The 17,395-nt window shown below is 41.2% G+C and carries 13 protein-coding genes; 8 read left to right on the top strand and 5 right to left on the bottom strand.

The window, feature by feature from the left end; all coding sequences use genetic code 11:
• Nucleotides 1-194, top strand: a 194-nt coding sequence (locus DP116_RS28600) for a hypothetical protein (protein WP_211173316.1), incomplete at its 5' end; no start/stop codon positions are given.
• 339 nt (nucleotides 195-533) lie between these two features.
• Here DP116_RS28600 and DP116_RS16755 read toward each other — a convergent pair.
• On the bottom strand, nucleotides 534-2,051 hold the full coding sequence (locus tag DP116_RS16755; protein ID WP_169156260.1) for an NB-ARC domain-containing protein: 1,518 nt from the start codon (nucleotides 2,049-2,051) through the stop codon (nucleotides 534-536).
• 703 nt (nucleotides 2,052-2,754) lie between these two features.
• Nucleotides 2,755-4,116 carry an NAD(P)/FAD-dependent oxidoreductase gene (locus DP116_RS16750; protein WP_169156259.1) on the bottom strand — a complete coding sequence of 454 codons (1,362 nt, stop codon included), beginning with the start codon at nucleotides 4,114-4,116 and terminating at the stop codon, nucleotides 2,755-2,757.
• 311 nt (nucleotides 4,117-4,427) lie between these two features.
• Between DP116_RS16750 and DP116_RS16745 the strand changes: the two genes are divergently transcribed.
• The gene (locus DP116_RS16745) at nucleotides 4,428-5,303 is read left to right on the top strand and encodes an aspartoacylase (RefSeq protein ID WP_169156258.1); all 876 of its coding nucleotides are present in this window, start codon (nucleotides 4,428-4,430) and stop codon (nucleotides 5,301-5,303) included.
• Between the two features lie 288 nt (nucleotides 5,304-5,591).
• Here the strand turns inward: DP116_RS16745 and DP116_RS16740 are convergent, their stop codons facing one another.
• Nucleotides 5,592-6,026 carry a hypothetical protein gene (locus DP116_RS16740; RefSeq protein ID WP_246275664.1) on the bottom strand — a complete coding sequence of 145 codons (435 nt, stop codon included), beginning with the start codon at nucleotides 6,024-6,026 and terminating at the stop codon, nucleotides 5,592-5,594.
• 1,177 nt (nucleotides 6,027-7,203) lie between these two features.
• Between DP116_RS16740 and DP116_RS16735 the strand changes: the two genes are divergently transcribed.
• The 5 genes from DP116_RS16735 to DP116_RS16715 all read left to right on the top strand — a co-directional run bounded on the left by DP116_RS16735 (nucleotide 7,204) and on the right by DP116_RS16715 (nucleotide 13,122).
• Nucleotides 7,204-9,759 (top strand): NACHT domain-containing protein, encoded by a 2,556-nt coding sequence (locus tag DP116_RS16735; protein ID WP_169156257.1) that lies wholly within the window; start codon nucleotides 7,204-7,206, stop codon nucleotides 9,757-9,759.
• 193 nt (nucleotides 9,760-9,952) lie between these two features.
• A complete protein-coding gene (locus DP116_RS16730) occupies nucleotides 9,953-10,207 on the top strand; it encodes a hypothetical protein (protein WP_169156256.1) in 255 nt (84 codons plus the stop codon).
• 353 nt (nucleotides 10,208-10,560) lie between these two features.
• Entirely contained in the window at nucleotides 10,561-12,303 is a 1,743-nt protein-coding gene (locus DP116_RS16725) for a metallophosphoesterase family protein (RefSeq protein ID WP_169156255.1), read from the top strand.
• Nucleotides 12,304-12,388: 85 nt separating this feature from the next.
• Nucleotides 12,389-12,655 carry a UPF0175 family protein gene (locus DP116_RS16720; RefSeq protein ID WP_169156254.1) on the top strand — a complete coding sequence of 89 codons (267 nt, stop codon included), beginning with the start codon at nucleotides 12,389-12,391 and terminating at the stop codon, nucleotides 12,653-12,655.
• Nucleotides 12,652-13,122: a PIN domain-containing protein gene (locus DP116_RS16715; protein WP_169156253.1), complete on the top strand. Its 471-nt coding sequence runs from the start codon at nucleotides 12,652-12,654 to the stop codon at nucleotides 13,120-13,122. Before DP116_RS16720 ends, DP116_RS16715 begins: the two co-directional genes overlap by 4 nt.
• On the opposite strand, the gene DP116_RS16710 is transcribed toward DP116_RS16715, so the two are convergent.
• Together DP116_RS16710 and DP116_RS16705 are read right to left on the bottom strand one after the other, a co-directional pair.
• A complete protein-coding gene (locus DP116_RS16710; protein WP_169156252.1) occupies nucleotides 13,123-14,361 on the bottom strand; it encodes an ARMT1-like domain-containing protein in 1,239 nt (412 codons plus the stop codon).
• A gap of 501 nt (nucleotides 14,362-14,862) precedes the next feature.
• Nucleotides 14,863-15,669 (bottom strand): SDR family NAD(P)-dependent oxidoreductase, encoded by an 807-nt coding sequence (locus tag DP116_RS16705; RefSeq protein WP_169156251.1) that lies wholly within the window; start codon nucleotides 15,667-15,669, stop codon nucleotides 14,863-14,865.
• Nucleotides 15,670-16,041: 372 nt separating this feature from the next.
• On the opposite strand from DP116_RS16705, the gene DP116_RS16700 reads away from it, so the two are divergent.
• Entirely contained in the window at nucleotides 16,042-17,235 is a 1,194-nt protein-coding gene (locus DP116_RS16700) for a glycosyltransferase (protein ID WP_281357435.1), read from the top strand.
• Nucleotides 17,236-17,395: the final 160 nt, after the last annotated feature.

The following is a 17,395-nucleotide window of genomic DNA, read 5'->3' as shown; positions in this document are numbered from 1 at the left end:
CACAATACACTATTAGTGAACTTGATAAGTTTATTGAAATAAAGACTTATATACAAGAAGGAGATAAATTTTTTAAATTTACAAATAAAGGAGAATTTAAGAGTCTAAGCAACCTACCTACTGATGTTGAAGCTGAGCTAAAAAACAACGGAAGTGTTACAATAGAGTATTCAGAAGATAATAATGATACATAATAAACGAGCAGTTACGAATTAAAAAATAGCGTCTACGCACTTCTAGTGATCGCCTTAAAACAGGCGATCGCTCTGTTTATTAACTGTCTCAAAGAAGCGATTCCTAGCCCCTAAAAGGGGCGGCACTCTCGGACGGAGAACTACGCTTAACGCCAACAATAAAACCTACCCTACACCTTCCACAGTTCCTAAAGCGAATAGTACTGATATCTGCTAATCCAGTCACCCCCCTGATGTTCATCCCTTTATCAAGGCGATCTACTTTCAGGGTTTTAATGCACTCAAATATGCTAACAAATCGAGGACATTGCCTCCCGCATACCTTGCCAGTATAGGGGTTTAATCTCTTTGCTGCTCCAGCACATCCTTCAACATTTGCACAAGCTTTTGCTGGCTGCCCAACTCTATCAGCAGTTGCTCAAGCAAGGGTTGCACAATCAACTGTCGTTGCGTCTCCTGAATGTAGTCTTTCGCACTCGCCTTCATCAGGGCATGAGTTTGGAGAAGAGCGAGGGGTGAGGTACTTTCTGCTCTCTCTCTAGTGCTAACTATTTCTTGACAAACTTGCTTACCCAATTGCTCCGTAACGTATTCCTTGACTACAGGTTGCAGTGAGAATTGCTTTCCTGTTTTTTCAATGAGCGATCGCCGCAACAGCGAGTACAAAGCTTGCGGCAGTTCTTGCTTAGAGGTGACACTCGCTAGATCTTGTTTTAATTCCTTTACAGATACGGGTTCCGGATTAATTGCCAACCACAACATCACCTCTTGTTCTACTGGCGACAAGCGACTAAACTGGCGATCAAGCAGATCGCGGATATCATTAAAGACTAGTACTCCTTGTCCTATATACTCCAACACCTCCGCAATAGAGCCGTCAAACAACTGTTGAATTCCTGCTGCTACCATCTTCAGCGCGAACGGGTTGCCCCCGTAGTGTTCGATCAGTCTGATCCATTCTGCGTCCTTACCTGTAAATTGCCCTCTATGCTCGAACAGCTTTCGCCCATCTTCTGGTTTCAACCCTCCAAGTTGTAGCGATCGCACTTTTTTCTGCTCTCCTTCAAGCGCTACAATATCTTTGGGCTTTTCCCGACTGGTCACGAGCAAGCAACTCTGATGGGATACCTCTCCAATGCGCTGGAACAGTTGACAGTATCCCTCATAACCCTGCATACAATGTCCAGCCCCACCACCAGTGCTTAAGATTGTCTCAGCATTGTCTAAAATCAGTAGACAGCGCTTATCCCGAAAGTACTCCATCAGCTTGGACAGTTTCCCATCCAGGCTAGTAGGCACAACTGAGTCTTTTTGGAGCATCTGCATTATTGATTGCAACACGCTTCCCAATAACTCCTCCAAGGTTGGGACATTTTGGAGCGATCGCCAAACTACTATCTCAAACTCAGTTTTAAATTTCTGCCCAAACTTCACGGCTAGCGCAGTTTTGCCAATTCCCCCCATTCCTAGGAGTGCGATTAAACGGCAATCTTCTTCCAATACCCACTGCTGTAGCTGTGCCATTTCCTCACAGCGATCATAAAACACAGATACATTCGGTGCGTCCCCCCAATCTTGCTGTTGGTTTTCCTGTGGGACATGGGTATAATCTTTGTCGGATAGCTTCTCCAAACCAAAGGCTTTGATATAGCACTCTAGTGAATCCTGGTCAACCGCAACTTTGCGCTTGCGGATGCGAGAGATGGTCTGTATTGATAGACCTGTGCGATTGCGAATTTGCTCTTTAGTAAAGTGCTGACCGCTTTCTTTCTCAGCGTTTTCCAGCTTGCGCCACCCCACAGGTGTGAGGATGACACCCCGATTGCGTTTGTGTTGAGAGGGAGAGTTGGAGGACATAGATGTACCGTAAGGATTCAGGTCAAGGGGTATTGACACGTTAATAGGACTTACGCATTGACAAAAATCGATTTTGTGCTTCAGACTTATTTGCTGCCATTCCTTTTTTAATTAGGTGCAACCAAAATCAACTTATGCACCAGTGAGATAAAAATGGGAAATTCTTGCCAAATCTGACTATTGCAGAACAGCACGGAAGTTGGCACTCTTTGCGTTCTGCACACAATCGTTTATTTGTAAAGTGCGTAAGTCCTAGTTAATTTACCCTGTCGAATTCATTCTGAAATCGGATGCATCTCACTTTTTTAGATACAGCAATGCTGAATGAATTGTGAAATTATCGGCACTCAAGACTCAACAATCAACAGTCAAAAGTGACTATTGACAACCCTTCCCTTATGATGATTTCACTAATCAAACAGGGCTGCTATATATATAGACTAAACTACAAACTGAAGTTGCTGCTTTTCGGATTATTATAAGAATGGCTGGCTGAAAACTCTTGAAGATGTGGCTGACTCAAGAAGACACATCTTTACTTCAGGCAATGGGACGGCAGATGCTATCTCCTGCACCAAGTGTTTGAGCTACATGTAGACAGGTTGCACCGTCTAATTACTTAGAATAATAATGACCTCACCCCGCCCTTCACCGCACCCCTCTGGGCGAATTCGGAGAGGGGATGGGGGTGAGGTAAAAGCCCTTATAGATTAACCGCTTGTCTACCATTCTCAGGCGTGTAATAACCGTTGCTACCTCCAGCTTTCGCGTTTTCCAAAACTTCCTTACCTGTAATCAATCTTGCGCCACGCTTGCGGGTGAAATAGGTCCAGCCCCACTGAATCATGACTACCAGCTTGTTGTCAAACTCAATTAAGAAGTAGATGTGAATAAACAGCCAAAATAGCCACGCCAAAAAGCCTGTAAATTTGAAAAACCCTAAGTCTACAACGGCAGAGTTTTGTCCAATAACCGCTAAACTACCCCAATCAAAATAACGAAATTGTGGTAATGTTTTACCTTGAAGCCGTTGTTTGATCAGTGAGGCAACGTACTGTCCTTCTTGCATCGCTACAGGTGCAACACCAGGTAGGGGTTTGCCGTTTTGATGAGCAAAATGTGCTAAGTCTCCAATGACAAATATATTGGAGTGTTCTTTAAGACTCAAATCAGGTTCAACAATAACTCGTCCAGCGCGATCGCACTCAGCACCTGTACTTTCTGCTAGCAACTTTCCTAGAGGTGAAGCTTTCACACCTGCTGCCCATAATACTGTTTTGGCATGAATCTGCTTGACTTCATCACCTTGTTTGAGGCTGACAACATCACCTTCTATATTCGTAACCATTGTTTTTGGCTGTACGGTAACACCCAAGCGGGTTAGTGATGCTTCTGCTTCTTTTGATAACTCTGGTGCAAACGGTGGGAGAACCCGATCCAAACCTTCCAGGAGTAAAACTTGCGCTTCGGAAGTGTCGATATTGCGGAAGTCCTCTTTCATGGTGTGGTATGCAAGTTCTGCGATCGCACCTGCCAATTCCACACCAGTAGGACCACCACCAACAATCACAAAAGTTAACCAAGCACGACGTTTTTCAGGATCAGTTTCCTTTTCTGCGGCTTCAAACGCCATGAAGATGCGGTGACGCATTTCTATCGCATCTTCCACAGTTTTTAAACCGGGAGCAAATTCTTCCCACTGGTCCTTGCCAAAATAGGAATGCTTTGCACCCGTCGCCAGGATGAGAGAATCATAATGTATTGCTTCCCCACCCATGAAGACTTTTTGTCCTTGGGGATCGATATCATTCACTTCTCCCAACAGCACTTTCGTATTCTTGCTCTTACTTAGTATGGAACGCAGGGGAGAGGAAATATCAGCGGGAGATATCGCACCAGTAGCAACTTGGTATAAAAGCGGTTGAAATAAGTGAAAATTACGTTTATCAATAAGGGTAACACGGACATCAGCACACGAGAGTGCTTTGGCTGCATATAATCCTCCAAATCCACCACCAACAATCACTACGTGATGGGGTGGCTGATTTTCAACTGCGTTCACCATAAGATTTGTTTCCTTTTATTGACCGCTTGTCATCCTTCTTAACAAATTTTAATCAATTTTGTGAGAGTAGTTCTGCTCATTTTTTACATCTTTAAGAAATATAAACAGTATTTGATTAATCTCTAAAAAATGTAGTAAAAATGACACTCTCTAGTTTCAGGGTTGCGATTGATGCAGACCCTACTTATATAAGCTTCAGTGAAGACTACATATTCTTGTAAAGAGGAATTAAAATCAGCTATAACCAATAGGCAAGTTCAACGTATTAATGACCCGTTGCGGACTTCCTATTGTCTAAAAGGAGCACTATTATGAATCGAATAAATAGAGTGGCGCTGGTTGGTGCTACCCACGGGAATGAATTCACAGGGGCATACCTAATCAAAAAGTATGAGCAATATCCCCACCTCATTGGGCGAGACAGTTTTGAAACTTTAACATTATTCGCCAACCCCAAAGCTTTTGAAGTCGGAAGACGTTACATTGATAAAGACTTGAATCGTTGTTTCAAAATTCAAGATTTGGAAAATCCGACGCTGTCTAGTTATGAAGATATCCGGGCAAAAGACATCAACCAAATACTGGGACCAAAAGGCAAATCCCAGGTAGATGTCATTTTGGATTTGCACTCTACAACTGCAAATATGGGACTAACCATCTTGCTAGGGAACCAGCATCCCTTCAGTCTGCAATTCGCTGCCCATCTCAGTTTAACTTATCCAGAAGTGAAGGTTTGTTGGGCAGCACCTGTTCAAAGTACCTTGCTCAAATCAATCTGTGAATTCGGTTTTGTCATTGAAGTTGGTCCTGTAGCTCAGGGAGTCTTGAATGCAGACTTGTTTCAGAAAACAGAAAAACTTGTTTATACAATTTTGGACTATTTAGAAGCATATAATCAAGGTTCAATTTCACAGACAAATAGCACACTCACACTGTATGAATATGTGAAGGATATCGACTATCCCAGAAATGATTTGGGAGAGATTCAGGCAATGATTCACCAAAAGCTTCAGTTTCGGGACTATGAACCTCTTAATCCTGGCGAGCCAATGTTTATAACCTTTGATGGTAAAGAGATTACTTATGAGGGAGAATCAACTGTTTATCCAATATTCATCAATGAAGCTGCTTATTATGAGAAAGGAATTGCCATGTGTGTAACCGAAAAGCGACAGGTTAGTGTTTAGGGGTATGGCACGAAGTTAAGGTGAAATCTTTGTATTTGAGAGGCTTGAAGGCGTATGATTTAGGGTATCGCCTTCAGGTGTCTGCGCTCCGTGCAATCGCAGTTATGGATGGAATAAATATTATTTTGTCTGACGCAAAGACGAGGGTTTATTGCTCTTTGTTCGGCACTGCGCTTTGCGCGATACGCGTCCCTTGCGCGTGTCCCCTTGGGACTCAGCGTCAAGCCTCCGGCTTATCGCCTAATCTTCGCTGCAATTCACGCCCTCGTTCACGCCTAACTTAATTTTTTACCTTAATCCAGTCTGTTTCTTACTCTCAAGCTTGCCGATGTTGAAAACGGTGGTGATTTTGTAGCCATTCGGATTCTCCCAAATAAAGGTTGCTGTTGTAGCGGTTCTATCAACCTCAGTACCACCGCTACCTAGAATTGCCTGTACATCTGTCAATGACATTCCCGGTTGTAGGCGTTCATACTCTATGCGACTAACATAACAAAGTTCAGTCTGAGTGGGTAATTTTTGCTGTTTGGTACTGGAAATCGCTTGGCTGAAGCCATACCCCAAACCTGAGCCAAGTGCTACTCCTAGGGAGAAAATTATTCCCAATAGGCGGACGTAAGGATTGTAAGGGTTGGAATTGGGTAAACTAGACATAGTGTGTACTTTCCCTGCTGTAACAGCAGATAGTGAGTCTTTAGTTAAGAAGCGTTGATGTTGCCGCATCAGCGCTTCTACATTTGTTTAGTAGTTACGAACCCTGTATTTAAAAACTGCCGCATATGCAAATTCCCAATCATTGAGAGCATGAAATCCTGCTCAGCGTGATTTTGAAGTATTTGCGCCGAGTATTCGTTCCTTTTTGAGGAGCATCGTCTTGTTTTGATAGCCTTTGATTGAATGCCAATCAGTCAAAGGCTATTGACTTATACCAAGTTGCCAAAGAGAGTATTGTTACATTCCTTTACATTCAATGGAGTCAATGAAATTTTTGACAACCATTGGGTTATGCAGAGTTTTTGATTGACTCAAAGAATAATATCTCTGGCAACTTGGTATGATCTAAACTTACTTCCGACACTGTTTGCGGTATTTTTTTAGTATCACACGGTATTGTTCGGTATAAAACGGCATTAAGAGGTATTTTCAATTTATCAAGCTTTCTTTCTTGAGGTCTCTATCTTAAGGGTTAAAAGTAGCAAATTTACAATCAGACACCATGCGCAGGCTGTAAAGGTTATTGTCATTGGAAAGATAATATTGCTGTTTTTGCAGGCTGATGCTCCCAATGTCTCTAATCCTTGTAAACTCAGTATTTGGGCGTAGTTGTAGAATGCGTGCCTTCCTTTAAGCCACTGTGTTTCGGCAAAGTTATCCTTTTAATTACTTAAAAAAGAATGTTTTCAATACTCATAAATTTATAGGTGCTTGAGTATATTTTGTTTTTCATCTCCTGAACCTTGCTTTCCTCAAACTGAAGCTTTTAGAATGTTGATGAGTAAAACTCAGTCTCCTGAGGTACTTATGAATAAAGTTTAAAAGTAAGGCTTTAGGTGAGAGTTAGCTAGTAGTATGAGTATTTATACGTTACAATGTATCTACTCATGACCCTAAAAGTCTACGAAATTGACCGCATTCGACTTAAGTGGCAATTTATCAAACCTCTGATTTCCATAGCTAAATTCAGCAGACGCCTCACATGGTGAATCTCCCAGAGATATTCAACATCATATTATACGTTTCAAGGAAAGATTATAAGCAGCTTTTTACAGATAGCAAAGCTATAGTTGATGCAGCAAGGATTTATCTAATTTTGCGGTTATTGTTCGCATAAACTTGAGTTGATAAATCTGCTTAAACTTTGAAAGAACTCAAATCTTGAAGGTAAGTTAAGAGGACATAAATGGTAGCAATCACAGTGAATCAAAAGGTGTTTGAAAGATTAAAACAAGCTTATGCAGAAAAGTTTGGTGGCTCGCCAAAGCTTTTAATTGACACTCTCAATCATGTTTATCATGAGACAACAAACAATTCCAAAGATGTCATTTCCGATAAAACTATCCGCAACTTCTTCAAGAACACTGAACCGATGAAGATGCAAGAGAAAAACCTAAACTTCTTGTGCGGAGTATTGCTGGAATGTGAAAGTTATCAAGAAGCTTTGAGACAACAAGCAGCTTTAGAACAAGTAGATCAAACAAATCCTCATGTAAATGAAGAGTGGCTTGACTGTTACCAGGAACATATAAGAAGAAAATGGGGCACAATGAAAGTGCTCACTATGACTCAACCTGTGCAGTTAGATAGTATTTATGCCAACGTAAATGTTTTAGAAGTTATTAAAGCAAAAAAGCACAAGACCATAGAAGAACTTTTAGATAATCACAAAACAATGGATGAGCTGTGGGCTAATATCTTTAGCGAAAGTATAAGCTTTAGTTCCCTTAACTATGTGGTGAGTCAAAAAAATGTTGCTGCTTTCGATGCAGTCAAACGTTATCAAAAGCTTCTTATATGGGGTAGACCAGGTGCAGGAAAAACTACATTTCTAAAGCACCTAGCTCTGCATTATGTTCAAGAATTAGGAGAGCAATTTATCCCGATTTTTATTTCATTGAAAGTCTTTGCAGAGGAAGAAGAGAAATCGAACCTCATTGATGTAATCGAACGAGAATTTCTTATATGTGTTCCTGAACCGGCTCAACTTGTTCAGGAATTACTACAGCAAGGTCGTTGCTTAATTTTGTTAGATGGATTTGATGAGATTGTAGAGACAAAAAGGAACCGAGTGTATCGAATTATTAATGATTTTGTAGAACAATTTTCCCAAAATAAGTTTGTGCTCACCTGTCGTTTGGGAGCTTCAGAATCTACATTTGAACACTTTACAGAAGTGGAGATGGCAGATTTTAATGAAGAACAAGTTTATCTGTTTGTTAGAAAATGGTTTGCGTCTTGTTCAGAACAAAAATTAGGATCTAAATTTTTAGAAGAACTAAAAATCAATAGATCAATCAAAGATTTATCAAAAAATCCGTTGCTATTGACTATGTTGTGTTTAGTTTTTGAGGATAGTTATGATTTTCCCAAAAATCGAGACTTGCTGATTGATGAAGCTGTAAATATACTTATACGTAAATGGGATGCTAGCAGACGAGTAGACCATAGTTCAATTAACAAATTTAATCTGCCATATCGGCGAAAAATAAATTTGCTTGGAAAGATAGCTTATGAAGCTTTCAACCAAGAACCACAAAAGTATTTTTGGCAGCAAAGGGAACTAGAAGAGTTCATCAGGAACTATATTGAAAACATTCCTGAAATTCCTACTGAGACTCTCGCTCTTGATAGCCTAGTTGTGTTGAAAGCAATTGAAACCAATCATGGATTACTTCTTAAGCAATCTAATGACTTTTATTCATTCTCACATCTAACTTTTCAAGAATATTTTGTTGCTAGTTACATAGTGGAGAACCAAAATCCGGAAATTTTAAAAGAAGTTATCAAGCGATACCTAACAAACCGTCAGTGGCGAGAAGTGTTTCTAATAATTGCAGGACGACTTTTAAATGCTGATGATTTTTTCAAACTCATGTTTACCCAAATCAGCAAGCTAGTAGACAGTAAACCCTTACAAGATATGTTGGTTTGGTTATATAATGTAACCGCTTTACATAAAGTAGAATCTAGTTCTTGGAGAGGATTTTATCTATTAGTAGATCATTGGTTTGAATTATATACCAATTGTCAGACAAAAATTGATTATAACTTAGCTCAACAACTTGCCATAATGTTGAGAGATTTAAATATTGAACGGGAGGAAATTGTTAAAGCCTCACCATTGAACAGGTTAGCATTTGATTTAGTTAAAACTCATGCTCAAGTTTCTGCTAAATTTTGTGGAGATGAATTTAAGCCTCAGAAAGTAACTCCTTTGCTAAAAAAAGAACTTTCGATTACTGATAATATGCTTATCGCTCCTCAACTACGAGATAGAGTAGAGACTCTTGATAAAGAAAAGGGTATATTAACCATTAATAAACAAGGAATTCAAGACATTGACAAAAAAATTCAAGATATTGCTGGTTTGGATGATAGATTTAAAGATGTAAAAGCTCACCTGGAAGAACGGAATATATCTGACAATTTAAAAGAAGAATTAATATTTTTGCTCGAAAGTTTTCCTGATGATGATAATCCAAAAGAAGACTGGAAGCAGTGGACAAATAGTTTGAGAGCCGCGATGATGCTCTATTTAGATATTGGCTTTGCTTGGAAATTTTCCGAAGCGGAAATTCAAACTTTAAAAGATTATTTTTATGCCAACATTCTGCTAATAGAATGCATTCGAGGAGGTAGTTACTGCTCTAAAGATTTACGCAACCAAATTGTTGACCACCTACTATTGCCAATTAAAAATATTCCCGAAACTCTCGGAGGATGTCTGCAAAGTATATGAAAGGCTATTCCTTTCAGTCACATTACCACGCTACTAGGTTGGATTATTTATTATTTGGTTCATTTTTTGGAAATCCCTTAGATTGCTACTCCTGGATAATCTTACCTATATTTACCGCTTATTGCCGGTTAATACCTTTTGGTACTATGATAGGTAAGTACGCCATAGCATTTAGAAGGAATGGTTATTCTCTATGGGCATCCAGAGTCAGAAAGTATGTAAGCACGAACCCGGCAAAAAGTGGGAAGACGGCTGTTGTAGCTCAAATCCAGCAAAAGCTTCAACATCTTTGGTTCCCAATAGTTACGAAGCCAAATTCGCAACGTTGCTAGATTGGTGTAAGATTATTCGAGCTTGCTTGGATGCTGGACAGGTTGAGGAGGCAAAATTCTTCTTGGAGCAAGCGATGGTTGAGGCTAAAACTGTATCAAAAGAGCAATATTCCTAAATCTTCGCCTAAATTATGCCAATTGAGGTTAGAACCGCTAAGATAAACGACCATTTCTGGAATATTGTTGTTAGTTCTAAAACTGACGCTGTAGCTAAGTTTATTTCTCTTGGCTTCTCGGTCTCGCTTGCTACAGCGCGGCTAAAATGACATCGTTAGCTTTATTCATCCGTTGTCGATTGACGGAAGAGCGCTAAAACCAAGTAGTATCTTTCACTGTGATGAGTGCGATTACTATGTCCATCTAAACGCGAGTATTGAAACTATAATCCGGAACAGTGCGACTTTATTGTGTAGCTCGTTGTGTTTTTTTAGATACAACTGAGATGCACCGACGTTCTGGAAAACTCGCAATGCTGAGATATCTAACAAGTCGCAAAATACTAGCTGCCTTATTTGTACTAGTTATCTGCCTTACCCTACCATACGGTTGCTTTTCTGGGCAAAAAGCCTTTTCGTCAGTACCGCAATTGCTTACAGATCCATTTCTACAACTCCCCACGCAATCTTCAGTGCGAGTAGTGTGGTTTACTGAGTTCGCTGGTTCCAAACATAATGTTGCATATGGCGACAATCTCCAGCAAACAGTTACAGCAAATACGACCAAACTCAGCCGTACACGAGAAGATCAAGAATCAAAAGTAGGAAACCAAAAGGAAAACGGACAAGTTTACAAGCAACCAATCTCACGTGATATTTGGCGACATGAGGCGGAAGTCGTTGGTTTAACTGGGCTTAAACGAGTTTCTTATCGTGTCACCAGTGTACGAGAAGATGGTAAGAGTATTAGCAGCAATAGTTTTACGCTTGCACCTACCCCAACTCCCGGAACACCATTGAAAATTCTCCTAACTTCTGACCATCAATTGAAACCAATGGTAGCAACAAATCTGCAAAAGGTTGTGGAAACTGTTGGTAAAGTGGATGCAGTTTTGTTAGCAGGAGATACAGTGAATATTGCAGACCGTGCCTCTGAATGGTTTGATGATAATGGAGGTGGTGCTTTCTTCCCTTGTTTGCAAGGTCGTGCCAAGTTTGAAACAGATGTGAATGGAATAAAGACATCTTTTCTTGGAGGAGAAATTCTTCAACATGCCCCAATGTTTACTAGTATTGGTAATCATGAAGTGATGGGACGCTTTGGCAAGGGTAAAAGTTTAGGCGATGAATTCAATGATGCGTTTCCGCGTGCAGTTGCGATGAAATTGTATGGGGAAAAATCCCTGAAAAATAATTCTTATAATACTGATACTTACGAAGAAATTTTCACTTTACCTGAGAGTCAAGAAGGTGGAGAAAGTTATTATGCAGTCAGTTTTGGTGATGTGCGTCTAGTCGTTCTATATGCGACGAATATGTGGCGGACTCCCAATATGGATGCAGAAGCCAGAGGGAAGTATCGGGAAAGAGATAAAGATTTGCAAAATCCCGAAAATTGGGGTTACGGACAAGTTATTTTTGAACCAATTGCCAAAGGAAGTCAGCAGTACAACTGGTTAGAAAAAGAACTCAACAGTCCTGAGTTTAAACAAGCAAAATATAAAGTCGTGATGTTTCATCATCCGCCTCATTCTTTGGGCGACAATATTGTTCCTGCTTATACTCATCCCGTGGAGATTATTGAACGTGATGCGAATCGCAATGTTAAAACGGTACGTTACAAATACCCCAAAAAATCAGATTACCTGATTCGCGATGTGATTCCCTTACTTGAAGCAGCTAAAGTACAAATGGTATTCTATGGGCATTCGCACGTGTGGAACCGTTTTCGTAGTCAGTCGGGAATGCACTTTCTAGAAACATCGAATGTTGGCAATACTTACGGTGCTTTCTTGAGTGGCGATCAGCGATCAGTCCCATCAGGTGACAAAAAAGATTATGCTGCACTTGGGGATCCTAATGGGTTAGAACCAGTTTTACCAACGATCGCTCCATTACCCGGTAAAGATGGCAAACCCATACCGTATATTGCCAGTAATAATATTACAGCTTTTAGCATTTTTGATACGGGTAAGGGTACAGTCAGCAGTTATCGTTTTGATATAAGTCAGCCAGATTCAAAAGTTGTGAAGTTTGATGAGTTTCAGTTGCGATAGGATAGTGGTTTAAGCCCTACGGACTAAGGGTAGACGATCATTGCTTACTATAGAACTAAGCTTATAGCTGTAGCCTGAATGCGCCATGCAAATTACAGTTGAAATTCCCGATGAAATTGCTGAGCGGTTAAACCAAGTATGGGGAAGCCTTTCTCGTCGCCTCCTAGAAACGGTTGTCGCTGATGCTTATCGTTGTGGTGAGATTAGCACTGCTGAAGTAGGGCAGATACTTCAATTACCATCACGTTTAGAAACCCATGCTTTTTTGAAACGGATGGGTGTTTACTTGAATTACGACGAAGCTGAATTAGAACAGGATCTTCAAACCCTTAAGAAGTTCAGAGCACAATGATTGTTGTATCTGATACCTCACCAATTTGTTACTTGCTGTTGATCGACCATATCAGGGTATTGCAAGAACTCTACCACGTTGTGATAATTGCTCAAACTGTGGCTGATGAATTAAACGCTCCTGAGTCACCATCTGTTATCAGAGATTGGATAGCGAAACCTCCTGACTGGCTGCAAATTCAACCCGTTGAAACCCTCCAAAACGTAGAGATCGAAAAACTCGATCCTGGTGAACGAGACGCAATTTTATTAGCAGAGAAACTGAAGGCTGACTTGGTGATCTTGGATGACAAAGCCGCAAGACGCGTAGCTCTGGAGCGTGGTTTGACAATTATTGGACTCTTGGGTATTCTGAAAGACGCTGCTAAATCTGATTTACTGGATTTGAGGACAGTTTTTGACGATTTGCGAGAAGTTGGCTTTTGGGTTGCACCAAGTTTACTTGAACAGCTTCTGAAAGAGGAGTAATTAATTATTATCCACCAACTGAACAACTCCCCATTGTCCATTCGTTAACCAAGCAGAGTCTGACTTTTCCACTTCCTCCAAAACTTCCGGTTGAATTCCTGCTACTACTTCCGATTTCAAAGTGCGTAGGATTACCATTGGAACGGGTAAGTAACATACGATATCTGAGATTTTAGTCGTAAAATCCCAATGTCTATCACCTAACAATCTTCGATAATTTGCATCTCCTTTAATAACTATCAAATTGGAATGAGATAACTCATTTTTTAGAGACTCAGGTATTTCCCAAAAAGCTAAAGGTGATGTCCAAAAATAATCGTCACACAAAACTAGCTGATCTGATGCAATATATTGTTGTAGTCTTTGAGGAAAGGATGTCACTTCTGGATTGCTTGAGGCTAATAAAAATTCTGTTGTTTGATGCACATCTTTTATCATGGCATCAGAGACAAATGTTGGGTGAGACTTTAAATGTAGTCTAACAACGCTCGCGACACCACTACCTAAAAGATAATCTACCAAACACAAATCACAGACAAGTTCAAAGCCAGCATTATCTACAACAAAGTCAACACGTCCGGAATTGCTATTCACTAACAATTCTGTGACTTTGAGTCCATCATCTACTAATATATGAGATTGTTGATTTTGAATATCAAAACGACTGCGGTCAGTCTCAAATGCTGACCACAAACTGAGATCAACTCGATTTCCCCACAAACCAAAATATAATAATGTTATCAAAGCTGTTTGCCTTAATTGATTTTCTTGCTCTGATACATTCAACCATCCATTCACTTGAGTGCATAAAGCAACGATTGAGTCAAGGGATGTTTCTAAACCTTGACGTTTTTGCAACTCGAATGGATCTACACCTTGCGATTCACCAGCACGAAAGTAGTTGGTAATTTGCAGAAGATATCTATAAAAATAAGTTTCAGTAAAAAACCACGGAATATCTATCCAACGCTGTTCTTTGTATGATTCTAAATATTTAGACCAATCTGCAAAATCTGAACCAGTATCATCTACAAGAGTTGGCAAATATCCCGATGGCAGTTCACTGGCTAGTTTCTCTAAGCTGGCATTAATATTGGCTGGAAACTTATTTTCAGCGATGACTCTACGGGCAATATTAGGCATCCGTTGAGTGACTGTAAATTCGGTAAACGTACCAGCTTCTGCACCCACAAGTGGTTGTGGGAGGGGTAATCTAGGGGTATTGGATTTTTGTTCCACTCGCTTTTGTTTGTGATAAAGCACCACCTTAAAATATTGCGGTACTTTGTTAACAAACCTTATAGATTTAAGATTCAGTTTAGAAATGTATCATTGATGCAGTCGTTAACTTGACTACAACTTTCTTAAAGAAGCAAAACTTTTGGATATGGTGTCCGTGTGGAAGCGATAGCTTCGCTGCTGCGCGGAGCGCAGATCGATTAACGAGCGTGCTATGCATTTCAAGCACCAATTGCGCGTCGGGAGTGGAAGCGATAGCTTCGCTGCTGCGCGGAGCGCAGATCGCTTTTTGAATCGGTATTAAGTAGTCGGACAAAAATATTTACAGTCATTGCGTTAGCGTAGCGTGCCCGGAGGGCATACGAAGCGAAGCAATCCCAGCCCTTGCGATTGCTACCCTTCGGGAAGCCGCTAGCCCCTAAGGGGGCGCTGCGCAAACGCGTCTACATTCCGCTTCGCTTCATTCGCAATGACATTGTGTAATTAATTCTGTCTGACTACTTACTTGTTAGCTGACCCCGGCTCACTAAGCTTGCTGTGCAGTTCGGCAGTGACGGTATCAGGCAAGATTTTGCTCACGGTGCCCAGAATCTTAGTCTTGAGTGAGCCTGCAATGATCTCATCCTTGCCCGCCATCAAAGCTTCAAAACCCTGCTTGGCGACTTCGGCTGCGTCGTCCTTTTGATTCGCGCCCACGTTGGTATCGTCCATACCCGCGCGCTGGAAGAAGTTGGTATCGGTCGGTCCGGGCATGAGCGCGGTGACAGTGACGCCCGTGTCCTTCAACTCGTTGCGCAGTCCCTGGGAAAAAGAGTGGACAAACGCCTTGGAGGCTGCGTAGACTGCCTCAAACGGTCCAGGCATCAAAGCGGCGATCGAGGAAGTAAAGAGGATGCGACCCTTGCCGCGAGTCACCATATCCTTCACCACCCGCTTAGCGAGATGGACAGTCGATACGACGTTCAGATTGATCAGATTGAGTTCGTCCTGTAGATCGGTCTCGCGGGCAAAGTCACCGCCAACACCAACACCTGCGTTGATAGCGATCGCATCCACTGGTCGGTTCGCTGCCTTAATCTTGTTGTAGAGCGTCTCAACCCCGTCATAGGTGGCAAGATCGGACTGTACCGTCTCGACTTTGACACCTAGTCCAACGAAAGCTTGAGCGGCTTCGTTAATGCTTGAGCCAGTAGCTGTGATGATCAAATCAAAGCCGTTTTGGGCAAACTGTTTGGCAAGTTCGTAGCCGATACCGTTAGAGGCACCCGTTACGACAGCCAGAGGTCGAATCAAGGAACTGTTGTTCATTTGCAAGTCTTTCGATACCAGATGGTTTGCGTGGACTGTGAGCTTTTAACCCTTAAAATCCTAAGAACGTAGTAGTGTGATTACGTCTTTCCAAGGAAGTATCGCCCTTTGTGTCTTTAGGATTACTTTTCTAGAGTTCCGTTTATACTTCTAACCCTCATTTACCTAAATCGGGCACTCATCCCACGCTTCGTATCAATCTTAAAGTGAAACGGTCTTAATGCCATTCGGCTATAGCGTCTACCTAGTGTTTGACTTATCATTGAAGTCACCATGTGTTGAAGAAGTTCTTATCACATTTGATAAAGCTTTCGGCACACAATTAAAGTTACTCATATTTACACAATATTTAAACAAGTAGACGAGTTACTTATGAAACTAAGCCTGTGCATGATTGTCAAAAACGAAGAAGCAACGCTGTCTAAATGTCTAGGCAGTGTGAAAAATGTCGTCGATGAAATGGTAGTGTTAGATACAGGATCTACAGACAGCACTCCACAAATTGCTCAAAAATTTGGTGCGAAAGTGCATCATTTTGAATGGTGTAATGACTTTAGTGCTGCTCGCAATGAAGCTTTAAAATACGTCACAGGTGATTGGATTCTTGTATTAGATGCAGATGAAACTCTCACCCAGAAAATTGTACCGCAGTTGAAGCAGGCGATACGAAGGGAAGAATACCTCCTCATCAACCTTTTGCGCCATGAGGTAGAAGCAGAACAATCTCCTTATTCGCTGGTTTCGCGCCTCTTCCGTAATCATCCAGACATCCGCTTTTCTCGCCCTTACCATGCGTTAGTGGATGATAGCGTGTCTGAAATTTTAACTCAGGAACCAGGTTTGCAAGTTGGCTATTTGGAAGGGGTTGCTATTTCACACACAGGATACCAAAAAAGTGCCATAGCTCAACAAGATAAATTTACCAAAGCGCAAGCAGCGATGGAAGGTTTTCTTGCATCTCATCCTAATGATCCTTATGTTTGTAGTAAGTTGGGGGCGCTTTATGTGGAAAGTGGGAAACTCATAGAAGGTATCAAGTTGTTGGCGCAGGGAGTCGCGAATTGTGAGGAGGAGTATGAGACTTTATACGAACTCTACTATCATCTTGGTATTGCCTACTCTCGTTTGCAAAATTATAAAAATGCGATCGCCCACTATGATGCTGCAGTGAAATTGCCCATTTACCCTATTCTTAAATTAGGAGCATACAACAATCTCGGCAACTTACTCAAAGCAGCTGGAGATTTAAATGGTGCTAAGACTGCTTACGAAGCAACAATCAAGATTGACTCCAGTTTCGTCCCAGGATATTACAATCTCGGGATGACGCTAAAGGAAATGAGCTTATTCAAAGATGCTATCTTAGCTTATCAAAAAGCAATTGAGTTAAGTCCTAAATATGCTGATGCGTACCAAAACTTGGGGGTATTGCTGCTGAAACTTGGCTATGTAAAAGATAGTCTTGTGAGTTTTAAAAAAGCGATCGCCCTTCACGAAGAACAGCAAAATCCTGAAGAAGCGAAACGACTACGCCAAGGTTTGAAAGAAATGGGGTTACTGCGTTAGTCAACAGTTAACAGTTAACAGTTAACAGTTAACAGTTCACTAGTCAGAAGTGTTTTCCTAATGACTAATCAATATGGTTCGGATAAGATCCCCCCGCCTACGGCGACCCCCTTAAAAAGGGGGCTTAGTTCCCTCCTTTTTAAGGAGGGCTAGGGAGGAT

It is taken from the genome of Brasilonema bromeliae SPC951 (assembly GCF_012912135.1).
GTDB lineage: Bacteria > Cyanobacteriota > Cyanobacteriia > Cyanobacteriales > Nostocaceae > Brasilonema > Brasilonema bromeliae.
The sequence above is the reverse complement of the archived record's forward strand: the minus strand, read 5'-3'. Positions and strand labels throughout refer to the sequence as shown.